The organism is Chryseobacterium sp. WX, assembly GCF_029542485.1.
Classification (GTDB): Bacteria; Bacteroidota; Bacteroidia; order Flavobacteriales; family Weeksellaceae; genus Chryseobacterium; species Chryseobacterium cucumeris.
In genome coordinates this window covers 1110742-1123505 of sequence record NZ_CP120710.1, presented here as the reverse complement: position 1 = coordinate 1123505, position 12764 = coordinate 1110742, and the positions used below count along the sequence as shown (strand labels likewise).

The 12764-nt window shown below is 36.4% G+C and carries 8 protein-coding genes; 5 read left to right on the top strand and 3 right to left on the bottom strand.

Annotated elements, in window-relative coordinates; translation table 11 throughout:
* Nucleotides 1-189: 189 nt before the first annotated feature.
* On the top strand, nt 190-1014 hold the full coding sequence (locus tag PZ898_RS05075; protein WP_062675104.1) for a S1-like domain-containing RNA-binding protein: 825 nt from the start codon (nt 190-192) through the stop codon (nt 1012-1014).
* A gap of 40 nt (nt 1015-1054) precedes the next feature.
* Here the strand turns inward: PZ898_RS05075 and PZ898_RS05070 are convergent, their stop codons facing one another.
* Nucleotides 1055-4381, bottom strand: coding sequence for a T9SS type B sorting domain-containing protein (locus PZ898_RS05070; RefSeq protein WP_277694948.1), 3327 nt, complete (start codon nt 4379-4381; stop codon nt 1055-1057).
* Nucleotides 4382-4560: 179 nt separating this feature from the next.
* On the opposite strand from PZ898_RS05070, the gene PZ898_RS05065 reads away from it, so the two are divergent.
* The 4 genes from PZ898_RS05065 to PZ898_RS05050 all read left to right on the top strand — a co-directional run bounded on the left by PZ898_RS05065 (nt 4561) and on the right by PZ898_RS05050 (nt 10863).
* Nucleotides 4561-5154 (top strand): TetR/AcrR family transcriptional regulator, encoded by a 594-nt coding sequence (locus tag PZ898_RS05065; RefSeq protein ID WP_062675102.1) that lies wholly within the window; start codon nt 4561-4563, stop codon nt 5152-5154.
* Between the two features lie 89 nt (nt 5155-5243).
* Nucleotides 5244-6596 (top strand): TolC family protein, encoded by a 1353-nt coding sequence (locus PZ898_RS05060; RefSeq protein WP_110010949.1) that lies wholly within the window; start codon nt 5244-5246, stop codon nt 6594-6596.
* Between the two features lie 9 nt (nt 6597-6605).
* Nucleotides 6606-7667 carry an efflux RND transporter periplasmic adaptor subunit gene (locus PZ898_RS05055; RefSeq protein ID WP_062675100.1) on the top strand — a complete coding sequence of 354 codons (1062 nt, stop codon included), beginning with the start codon at nt 6606-6608 and terminating at the stop codon, nt 7665-7667.
* Between the two features lie 7 nt (nt 7668-7674).
* Entirely contained in the window at nt 7675-10863 is a 3189-nt protein-coding gene (locus tag PZ898_RS05050) for an efflux RND transporter permease subunit (RefSeq protein WP_277694947.1), read from the top strand.
* Between the two features lie 311 nt (nt 10864-11174).
* On the opposite strand, the gene PZ898_RS05045 is transcribed toward PZ898_RS05050, so the two are convergent.
* A complete protein-coding gene (locus PZ898_RS05045) occupies nt 11175-11621 on the bottom strand; it encodes a KTSC domain-containing protein (RefSeq protein WP_047429652.1) in 447 nt (148 codons plus the stop codon).
* A gap of 148 nt (nt 11622-11769) precedes the next feature.
* Nucleotides 11770-12666, bottom strand: a complete 897-nt coding sequence (locus tag PZ898_RS05040; RefSeq protein WP_277694946.1) for a retropepsin-like aspartic protease — start codon at nt 12664-12666, stop codon at nt 11770-11772.
* Between the last annotated feature and the right edge of the window lie 98 nt (nt 12667-12764).

The following is a 12764-nucleotide window of genomic DNA, read 5'->3' as shown; positions in this document are numbered from 1 at the left end:
AATAGAAACGGGCTTTAGACCATTTATTTTATACAATCAATTCATTGGCTTCAGCCAAAACATATCTTTAAAACATTACATTTTTCATAGTTTCATAACTTTTTGTAAAGCAATTAAAACAATTATAATTATATAGACTAGGATAGCATCTTCAAATTTCCGTACCTTTGTCAGCTAATTTTATCATCAATGCAACTCGGAAAAACTCAAACTTTAACAATTTCAGAAAAAATTAATTCAGGATGGATCCTCGTAGATGAATCCGGTGAAAAGGCTTTTCTACCCAAAATCTTTATTCAGGATGAAAAAGAAACAGGTGAGGATGTTGAAGTTTTTGTGTATCAGGATGACGATAAATTAAAAGCAACTACTGAGATCCCATTGGCGGAAGTAGGTGAATTTGCAGTAATGAGCTGTGTGCAAAGTCTTCCGAGCGGAGCTTTTATGGACTGGGGAATCATTAAAGATTTATTTATTCCTTACAAGCAGCAGAAAACCAAAATCATCGAAGGCAAAAGATATCTGGTTTATATTTATGTTGACGAAGATATGGAACTGATTACCGGTACCACGAAGTTCAAGAGAAATCCTCAGTATGATGAGCTTCCGTTCACAAAAGGGGATAAGGTAGATCTGATTATGATGAATGAAAGTGAACTGGGCTGGAATGTGATCATCAACAAACAATACATTGGTTTGATCTATGCTTCCGATGTTTTCAAAAAATTATATCCGTTGTCAGAAGAAACAGGATTTATCAAAGCGATCCGTGAAGACGGTAAAATAGATGTTTCTTTACAGCCGGAAGGATTTGAAAATATTGACGAGTTTAAACAAAAGATTCTGAACAAACTGGAAGAAAACTACGGACTTCTGTATGTTTCTGATAAATCATCTCCCGAAGAGATTAAAGATGAACTTCAGATGAGTAAGAAAAATTTTAAAAAAGCAATCGGAGGACTTTATAAAGATAAAATCATCGATATTTCAGACGATAAGATCAAATTATTATAAAAACAAAAAACGAGCAGAATTTCTGCTCGTTTTTATTTTACTATCTGTTCTTAATCAGAAGCCATCCGTTGTAGATTCTTCCATCAGAAACTTTTATGGTATACCAGTAATTTCCTGTAGAAATAGGATGGGATTCATATCTTCCGTCCCACTGGAAAGGTTTATTTCTGATAATCTCTTTGTAGATTACAGCACCTCTTCTGTCATATAAACTTACCTCCGTTCCCGGATAGTTTTCCAATCCTGCTATTCTCCACGCATCATTGATTCCATCACCGTTGGGACTGATTGCATTGGGTATATTGAAAATCGAGAAGTTCTTCTGCCCGATAATACATCCGGATTTTGTTCTCACATAAACGGTGTATTCTCCCATACTTAAATTGGTGAAAATATTGGAATCCTGCCATGTGAAATTATTTAAAGAAAATTCAAAGTTTCCGCTCTGAGAAAGAATAACGGTCGCTGTATTGTTCGTGATATTGACAGAAACAATATGTGCTAAAACAGAATAGCTTACCTGGGTAGAGCTTGTACTTTCACATCCGAAAACGTTGGTTACTTTAACAGTATATGTCCCTGGAGTAGATACTGTAATCGTTTGAGTGGTTGCTCCGGTACTCCATTCATAAGACTTAAATCCAGGGCCTGGATCTAAAACAACCGATTTTCCTTCACAGAAATCAAGCATATCAGGAAGCAGAACAATAGGTTTTGGATTAAGCGTAAGGTTTAATCTCACCACCTTAAAACATCCGTCAGGAGTTGAAACCCTTACGTGGATAAGGGTTGTCCCGACATTCAAAATATAAGCAGAAGGATTAGAAATAGGGTTTCCTGAAGTGTCAGTATAAGTGAAAATATAATTCCCTGGATTATTAATAATACTTGCTTCATATGAGTGAAGATTAACAACCATTGAATTAGCAGTAGTTGTATTACATTGTACCTGCGTAATGTCTTTTGCGGGCACATTATTGGTAGATAAAGTTACTGTAATTGCCAGTTTTTCAGATTCACAGTTGTTTAAAGTTTGCGTTACATAATAGATTTGTCCGCTTATCAGAGGAGTTGACATTGGAATTACATTTCCTGCTGCATTATAAAATTTAAGAGCAGTTCCCGTTACAACCAGTTTTTCTAAAGTAGGGTTGGCAGAAGCACAAAAATCCTGATTTACATTGGCTGTCGGTTTAGGAGTTGTATTTACCGTTACCTGAATGGCTGTTTTATTACTCTCACAGCCATTAATAGTCTGAGATGCATAATAGGTTTGTCCATTAATAAGAACAGTTGTTGCAGGTACAATATTTCCTGCCGCATCATACCATTTTATATTCTGACCTGTGATCTGGATGTCAGAGATTTTAGGATTATTGGTTGTGCAGAAAGTTTGTGGAGTGTTTCCTGTAGGGGTAGCACCTTGTATTGAAAATACTTTAAAAGGAGCTTTTTCACTTTCGCATTCCGTATTTTGTTCAGTAACATAATATTGAGCTCCTTCAATAATATAGGATGAGCTGCTAATTAAGTTGCCAGCTGCATCATAGAATCTAATATTTTGGTTATTATTAATGTTCAGTTGATACAAACTCATCTGATTAACGTTACTGCAAAAATAGAAGTCAGTTACTGTAAGTTTGAGAGGTGCATTTTTAATGATCACTTTTACAGCTAATCTCTTGTTATTAAAAGGACAAGATTCATCCTGAACAGAAGCATAATAAATAATGTTGTTCTGTAAAGGAGTAGTGCTGCTTAGAGGTGTAGTGGATATTAAAGAATCATACCAGGTTGTATAGGATGTATTAGGGTATAGATCATGTACTGTTGGATTGATTGATGAACAAAATGTTTGTATTTTATCTCCATCTGGAGTTCCGTTATAACATTTGCCAAACTTTTGAATAAAAGAGCTTATATCATTATTTGTATATTTTATTTCTTTAATATCCTGATCAGGATTAAAGTCCTGATATCCATCATAATTTCCGGCAAGAATCATATTTCCTTCATAATCTATACTTTGGTCAAAAGTATAAGAAGAGAAATCACTTTTATTGAATATTAGTTTACCATCATTTCTGAATTTTAAATAATATGTCTGAGCATCATTTGATAAATAACTGTAATTAAGCCCTAGGTCTATTCTTTTTACAATTTCTTCTGTATTATTATTTCCATTGATAACCTTAATCATATTATCAGCATAACGCACAAAGAAATTTATAGTATTGTCAGCATTGAGCTTAATAGAACGAAAGTCATAGCTTACGTCTCCTTTGATGAGGGAGTTCCATACTAAATGACCATTGGGGGTTATTTTATAGATCATTGTACGTCCATCAGCAGGAGCATTTATTGTGGTATTTGGAAAAGTAATATTTTGTGCATTGTAATAATTACTGGCAGTATAAATATTATTAGCGTTATCAATTTCAATCTTTGAGTTCGCAGTCCCAAGATAGGCACTTAAATAGGTTAATGGTTGATACCACGTGAAATTTCCGTTAGTATTGAATTTTGCCAAAAAACCCTGATTGTAATTAACACTGGTAGAAGGAAAAGAGTTATTATCTATTTTCAAATACGCTTCAAAGTTTCCAAGAATAATAATATTTTTGTTATGATCAGTTTTTACTGCATGTATTGATGGGGTATTGTGAGCATGGAGAGGGCGGGCCCATGAAAAAGCTCCAGCGGAAGTATTCTTCATAACAAATAAACCACTTGGAGGAGGCAGATAAAATACTGCATTAGGATTAGGATCCAAATCAGTAAGAAATTGTGGAGGGTAGTTTGTATAATTTCCTGTAGAGATGATATTGTTATCTAAATCAATTGTACAGGCCATATTATAAACATAATTATAAATATTCCCAAAAACAAAGTTTCCGTTAGTATCTAGCTTTACCATGAATGAACTACCGGAGTTAATCCCTGTATCAAAAATAGTCTCTGAGTTAGGGTTCAGTTTTAAATCATGCCCATCTGTATATCCTGTAAATACAAGATTGTCCTGTTTATCTACAACTAAGGAATTTAAGGATGATGAATATTTTGATCTGATTTCTTTTACCCAGATTACATTTTTGTTCTTGTCAAGTTTTGCAATAACAGCTCTTGAATCTTCATCTGCACTGCTGGTTTTTGTAATATTATCAAATGTAATGCTATTAATGCTGGGAAATGCAAAACGTCCATATCTTCCTCCAACATAAATATTTCCTTGAGAATCTGTATCACTAAAAGCAATATAATGCTGAGATTCTATAATAGAGCTTTTGGTTTGAAAATGCCAAAGCAAATTTTGTGAAAATAGAAGTACCGCATTCAAAACCATGAACAGCGAAAGAATTTTCTTCATCAGTTATTAATTTTTTGCGGCAAAGATATAAAAATAGCTTTCTTATTGAATAATAAGTAATCGTAAACTTTCATTCACAAACATGATGGATGTCATGACATTTTTGTTTAATATTTTTGTTTAACAATTTTGTCAAAAATAATTTTTACTATAAATTTGCACAAATTTGTTTAACAAAAATGTCAAATCAAGCAAAAAAAGACCAAACACAGGAATTGATCAAGGAGACAGCGAAGAATTTATTCTTTGTGAAAGGAAAGTTTGATGCTACTACGCAGGAGATTGCAGATGAAGCAGGAGTGAACAGAACGCTTATTAATTACTATTTCCGTTCAAGAGATAAGCTTATCCAGATCATCTTTGATGAAGCGCAAAGAGTAGAACAGGAAAAATCGAAGATTATTCAGAATTCAGCTCTTCCTTTTAAAGAGAAGATCAGCAAATTCATAGAAAGCAGTCTTTCTACAAGCCTTCAGTATCCGTATCTGGAAACGTATATCGTGTCACAGATCAATAAAGGAACCTGCCATCACAGAGAAATTGAGGAGGATATCCTGAACGATATGTACAAGGATATTGAAAAAGAAATGGAATTGGGAAATATTGAGAAAATGGCTCCGGTTCAGTTTATTCTGAATATGGTTTCATTGCTGGTATTTCCAAGTGCAATAAGACCATTATTTATGGAAAATCTTTTAATTAATGATGAAGAATATGATAAAATTATTTCTGAAAGAAAAGAGATTATTATCAATATGTTGTTCAAAAACTAAAAAAACTAAAGTATTTCTGAAAATGATTCGTCAAATAGAAATAAATAATGAATGAAAATTAAATAAAAAAATAAACGAAGTATAAAATTATGAATAGAAAACGTATAACTGCTACAAAGCTAAAAATTGGGATAGCTTCAGCATTTATGATTTTCGGCTCAACACTGATGTCTGCCCAGCAGCAGGTTTCCCTGCAGGAAGCGATTAAACAGGCACTTCAAAATAAAGCAGAAGCTAAAAAAGCTGCTTTACAGGTGAAAAAAGCCGAATACAAGATTGATGAAGCCAGAGCCGGTGCCCTTCCTCAGGTCAGTGCTACGGCAGGTTTAACCTATAATCCGATTATTCAGGAATCTTTGCTGGAATTTGGAGGAGAGAAAATCAGAGCTCAGTTTGGGCAGCCTTGGGGTTCAACAGCTTCTGTACAACTTCAGCAGGCGATTTTTGATCAGAGAGTCTTTACAGGATTGAAAGCTGCAAAGTCAACTAGAGAGTTTTATGTACTGAATGCTCAGTTAACCAATGAACAGATTATTGAAAATGTTGCAACAGCTTATTATCAGGTGTTCGTACAGGAGGAAAATCTTAAAACGGTAACAGCCAGCTATGCCAATACTGAAAAAGTAAGAAATGTTATTAAAAGTTTGGTTGATAACGGTTTGGCAAAAGCAATCGATTTGGACAGAACCAATGTTCAGCTTACCAATATCGGTTCCAATAAGCAGGCTTTAATCAACTCTGTTGAACTTTCAAAAAATGCCCTTAAGTTTTATATGGGAATCCCGATTTCTACAGACATCGAGCTTGAAGAAAAAGAAATCGAACCAAAACCTGAGCTGATTGCGAGCAACGTAAATCTTAATGATCGTACAGAGCTTAAAGTTTTAAATAAAAACAGGGAACTTTTGGTTTTCAATAAAAAAGCGACTGAAGCTTATCTTTATCCATCAGTAAATCTTACGGCGAACTACGGATGGGGAGCTAACGGAGCAAAATTCCCATTGACCAATGGCCTTAGTAGAGGCGTTCTCTGGAGCGATTTTTCAGCAATTGGTTTGAATGTCAATATTCCTATTTTCACGGGTGGAGCTACCAAAGCGAAAATCAACCAGGCAGAAATAGATATTCAGGATCTTGATGTTGATATTGAAAACACTCAGCTGAGCTTAAGTTTAGACTATAAAAATGCCGTTACCAATATGGAAAATGCATTGATCAATCTCGAAAGCATGAAAGATAATGTAGGATTGGCAGAAAGAGTTCAGAAAAATACCCAGTCAAACTACCAGTATGGACTGGCAACACTTACGGAAGTGCTGGATTCAGAAAATGCTCTTACGCAGGCAAAACAGAACTATTCCAATGCATTGCTGGATTATAAACAGGCAGAGATCAAGCTGATAAAAGCTAAGGGTGAACTAAACACACTACAAAACTTATAATAAACTAAAATGAAAAAAACTTTAATATATATCATCGTAGCAGCTGTACTGGTTGGTTTAGCAGCTTACAAGATTGCCGGTAACAAAGAAAAACAGACGCAGGAAGTAAAAGAAGTTGCCAAACAGGTAGATAAAATCAATGTTAATATTGTAACCGTTACAAGAGAAAATATTGATACAGACTACTCAGCCAACGGAACTTTTATTCCTAAGCAGGAAATGAACCAGTCTTCTGAAATATCAGGACGTATCGTAAGCGTTCTGGTAAAAGAGGGTTCAAGGGTAGGAGCAGGACAGGTTTTGGCAACGATCAAAAAAGATGCTATCGAAGTGGATGTTACCCAGGCTCAGAACAATCTACAGAATGCTATTATTGATAACCAACGCTATGAGAACGCATATAAAACAGGCGGAGTTACAAAACAACAGCTTGACAACTCAAGACTACAGCTGAAAAATGCTCAGGCTGCAGTAAGAGCACAAGGTGTAAAAGTAAATGATACAAGCATCCGTGCAGGAATCAGCGGTACCATCAACAAGAAAATGGTTGAGCCCGGAACGGTGGTTTCTCCTGGAACATCGATGTTTGAAATCGTTAATATCAACAGTCTGAAACTATCTGTTTTGGTAGATGAAAGCCAGATCGGAAAAATCCAGTTAGGTCAGGAAGTTCCGATTAAAGTAAATGTTCTTCCGGAAGATTCTTTCGTAGGTAGAATTACTTTTATTGCTCCTAAAAGTGATGCTTCTCTTAATTTCCCTGTTGAAATTGAAGTACAAAACAGAGGAAACCTTAAGGCTGGTATGTATGCAACGGCTAAATTCAGTACAAACAACGGCGCAGAAACTCAGAATATGCTGACCGTTCCTGCAGAAGCCTTTGTTAACGGAGTAAGCTCAGGACAATTATTCGTTGTTCAGAATGGTGTTGCTAAATTGATCAAAGTAACCATCGGAAAAGTTTACGGAGATAAAGTTCAGATTTTAAGCGGATTGAATGGAGGAGAGCAGGTGGTTACCAGCGGACAGATCAACCTGGACAACGGATCTAAAGTGAACATTATAAAGTAGCAGATCTATGAAGTTAGCAGAAATATCGATCAAAAGACCCTCGCTTGTAATTGTATTATTTACAATTCTGACGTTGGGAGGTATCCTGAGTTATACGCTCATGGGATACGAATTGATTCCAAAGTTTGAAACCAACATGGTAACCATTTCTACGGTCTATCCTGGAGCTTCACCTGCAGAGGTGGAAACCTCCGTGACCCGAAAGATTGAAGATGCCGTAGGTTCTTTGGAAAACGTTAAAAAAGTAGAATCTTCTTCATACGAAAGCTTATCCGTAATCATGGTTCAGCTGAACGATGGAGCCGATGTAGACTACGCTTTGAATGATGCACAGAGAAAGGTAAATGCGATTCTGGCAGACCTTCCGGAAGATGTAAAAGCACCGTCTCTGAATAAATTCTCTTTAGATGACTTACCGATTATCACGATGAGTATTTCATCGGATAAACTGAACAGTAAGGACCTTTATGACTTATTGGATAAAAAGATTGAACCTATTTTCTCCCGTGTAAATGGGGTAGCTCAGGTTGACCTTGTTGGTGGACAGGAGAGAGAGATTCAGGTAAATCTTGATGAGAAAAAATTACAGGGTTACGGACTTTCAATTGGAGATGTACAACAGGCCATTCTTTCATCAAACTTAGATTTCCCTACAGGAAGTTTGAAAACGAGAACTACAAAATCTACGATCAGACTTTCAGGAAAATATAAATCTACTGAAGAAATGAACAATCTTGTTGTTTCCAATAAAAATGGAGCTCAGGTACGTTTATCTGATATTGCAACAGTTTTCGACTCTCAGAAAGATGTTGAAAAAGTAGCGAGATTCAATCAGTTTCCTACGATTTTGATGCAGGTTAAGAAACAATCTGATGCCAATGCGGTAGCAGTATCTGAAAGTGTTCAGAAGACCATTAAAACAGTAGAAGAAGCTTATAAAGTTCAGGGAGTAAAAGTGAAAATCGTAAACGATACGACAGAATTTACCCTTGAATCAGCCAACCACGTTATTTTCGACTTATTTTTAGCGATTATCCTCGTGGCAATTGTAATGTTACTATTCCTTCACAGTATCAGAAACGCATTCATCGTAATGGTTTCTATCCCGGCTTCATTGGTGGCAGCGTTCATCGGAATGAACCTTATGGGATATACTTTGAACTTAATGAGTTTACTGGGACTATCCCTTGTGGTAGGTATCCTGGTGGATGACGCGATTGTAGTTCTGGAAAACATTTACCGTCACATGGAGATGGGGAAAAGTAAGATCAGAGCTGCGTATGACGGAGCTTCAGAGATCGGATTTACCGTTGCTGCGATTACCTTGGTAATTGTGGTGGTATTCTTACCGATTGCGATGAGTTCAGGTCTTGTAGCCAACATCCTGGCACAGTTCTGCGTCACGGTAGTTATTGCCACCTTGTTATCATTATTGGCTTCATTTACCATCATTCCTTGGTTATCATCAAGATTCGGTAAACTGGAACATTTAACAGGTAAAAACTGGTTTGAGAAATTCATTCTTTGGTTTGAAGGATTAATTGACAGGTTTACACACTGGATCACAGGAATTCTTGAATGGTGTCTGAAAACGACATTAAGAAGAATTTCAACTGTAGTGATTACATTTATTGTTTTAATCAGTTCATTCATGCTGGTAGCATTCGGGTTCATTGGAGGTGAGTTCTTCCCGCCAATCGACCGTGGCCAGTTCCTGGTACAAATGGAATTGTCAAAAGATGCAACCGTTGAAAAGACAAACCAATTAACATTAGATGTTGAGAAATTCTTAAGAAATGATAAAGATGTTGTAGATCTTATCACAACAGTAGGACAGCAGTCTACAGGTTTTGGTGGAGCTCAGGCAACTACTTACCAATCCGAGGTTCAGGTGAACTTAACAGATAAATCTGAACGTTCTGAAAGTACCAATATCAAAGCTGCAAAAATAAAAAGACAGCTGGAAGAGAAATTCACAGGAGTTGAGTTTAAAACAGCTCCAATCGGTATCATGGGTGCTGAAAATGCTCCTATTGAAATGGTTGTAACCGCTCCGGATAACGCTACCGCGGTAAAAGAAGCAACAAGAATCCTTGAGCTGTTGAAAAAAGTTCCTGGAGCAGTAGATGCAGAATTGTCAACAGATACAGGTAGCCCGGAAGTTCAGGTAAGTATTGACAGAGATAAAATGTCTGCTTTAGGTTTAAACCTTTCAAGTGTAGGACAGACGATGCAGACCGCGTTCAACGGAAATACTGACGGAAAATTCAGAGCCGGAGAATATGAATATGACATCAATATCCGTTTCGGAGATGTGAACAGACAGTCTATTGATGATGTTAAAAACCTTATGTTTACAAACCCTCAGGGACAGCAGGTTCGTTTAAGCCAGTTTGCTAACGTGGAAATGGGTTCAGGACCAAGTTTGCTTGAACGTAGAGATAAGTCTCCTTCCGTAAAAGTAAGAGCGAAAGCTGTTGGTAGACCGGTAGGTGACGTAGCTAATGAGTGGGCAAACCAGTTCATGAACAGCACCAAAAAACCTGTAGGTGTAGATTACATCTGGAGTGGAGATATGGAAAACCAGCAGGAAGGTTTCGGTACGTTAGGAATTGCATTATTGGCTGCTATTGTATTGGTATACCTGGTAATGGTTTCACTATATGACAGTTTTGTATATCCTTTCGTGGTATTGTTCTCAATCCCGCTAGCGATGATCGGGGTAATGGTAATCCTTGCCTTAACTGCCAACTCACTGAACATCTTTACCATGTTAGGGATGATCATGTTGATTGGTCTGGTAGCGAAGAATGCGATCCTTATCGTTGACTTTACAAATGCAAGAAAAGCAGCCGGAGCAAACACTCACGATGCCTTGGTACAAGCCAACCACGCCCGTCTTCGTCCGATCCTGATGACTACCATTGCGATGATCTTCGGTATGTTACCGATCGCATTGGCAACAGGGGCCGGAGCTGAGATGAACAAAGGTCTTGCATGGGTAGTAATCGGTGGTTTGACATCATCACTATTCCTTACATTGATCATTGTACCGGTAGTATACTCTTTATTTGACTCCGTTCTAAGAAGAATGGGTAAAGATACTAAAGTAGACTATGAAGCTGAAATGAAAGCAGATTACGTACACAGAGAACTAAATGAAGACGGATTTACTCCGAAGCATTTAGATAAATAAATTAAACCTTTAATTAACCGAAAGCGCCTCAGATCTTCTGAGGCGCTTTTTTGTTGATATTTGATGATTTAAAATTTAGTTATAGAGGTTTTGGCTAAAGCCATTGGATGATTTTTATTATTGTAAATGGGCTAAAGCCTATTTCTATTGATGATTATTGTGCATTAAGAAAATATTCAATAGGAGTGGGCTTTAGCCCGCTTAAATTTATAACAGCCAATATTGGCTTTAGCCAAAACATAACATGCGGTTTGGGCAACAAAAAAGCTCCCAGTAAAACTGGAAGCTCTTCTATATTGTTGTAGAAAAAATTAATCTGCCATAGCCTCTCCGGACTTTCTGTAAACGAAGTTTCCGTAGATATGTCTTCTTGCAAAACGGCTTGGTGAATCAGCATTGATCATTTTGATATAGGTATTTCTTGGAACCCCCATATATTCATACATATTTCCGTTTAAGTGCTGAACGGTTAAAATTGATTTCTCCAGATAGAAATCCTGAATATTAGATTTTGTAATGGTTTCAGTATATTCTTCTTTATATTTTTCCTGTGTTTCAGGATTAATACTTACCAAAAAGTGGTAGGCTTCAATCACAGACTTGCTTTTTTCTTCTGCTTCCTGTTTTCCTGCTTCATCATTAATGAATTTGTCAGGATGGGTATCTTTCATCACATTTCTGTAAATCGTCTTTAATTCTCTTAAAGTAACGTTTTTATCAACTCCAAGAAGTGTTCTGTGTTCACCAATTTTTTTCATATCTCTAATCCTTATTTTCGGGGTGCAAAATTACGGATTTAAATCTGATAAACCATAACTTATTCATTATTAATTTATTTGGATGTTTTTTTGTGTTGAATTTATAGTATGTAGAGGAAGGTAGAATGTGTAAAACTAACTTTTACAGCTAATTAAACTCTGAGTACAAATTTTTATTCAGTTTAAAATAAATAAATCCATTCTTGAAATCAATCACTGTATTGAACCTTTTTAAAAACTGATTACCAAAAAATCCCACCATTTTTTCTGTAGAATCAATTCCTTCAGTAGAACCGGAAAGGGTAACCGGGAGATTATAAAGATACTTCTGAGCGAATTGAACAGCTGGGCAAAGAACAACAGACATTTCATATACAGATCCATCGGAGCCTTGTGCTGTGGCTTTACCTATTGTTTTCATGGCTGTTACCAGAACATTCTTATTTGCAAAAGGAGAAGCAATCGTAAGTACATCATCCGCTCCGCTGTCGAGCCCAAAGAATCCTGAGTATTCTTTGTCATTGACCATGATAATGCTTTCTACAGCAGCGTAGTTGTCGATCATATGAAGTTTTACCTTTTCATATCCTGTTAAATCCATAAGCAGATCATCTTCGTCATAAAACCGGATTTCATTTCTATGATAATCTATTTCAATGAGTTTGCCCTTCATCAGATCCGTTCCGAAAACCCCGTCAAAATGAACAGATTCATAAGGAATAAGCGTAAATCGTATTTCTTTTTTCTCAATATTCCCAAACTGTATTGTGTTGTGGCTGCTGTAATCTACAGTATTTACTCCGTTGGAACCTCTGTTCTCAGACTTTCCGTCAATTTTCACCGGAATCTTTTTCTTAGAATTACTATTAATGACAGAGCCATCTGCACCGGTATCAAAAAGGAACTTAATACTGTCCGTTTTATTGACTTTACAATATACATACACAGAATTGTTTTCCAGAAAAAAAGGAAGAACAGAGATAGGTTTTTGAGCTGATGCTGCTATGCAAAGTAGCAACGTCAGGAAAGCAACAATGTATTTCATGGAATAGTTTTAGAAGTACGAAAATAGAGGTAACGAAGCCTTTCTCAAAGAAATCATAAGCCATTAACCCACTTTTAACCATTCCTTAACCGTTCTGT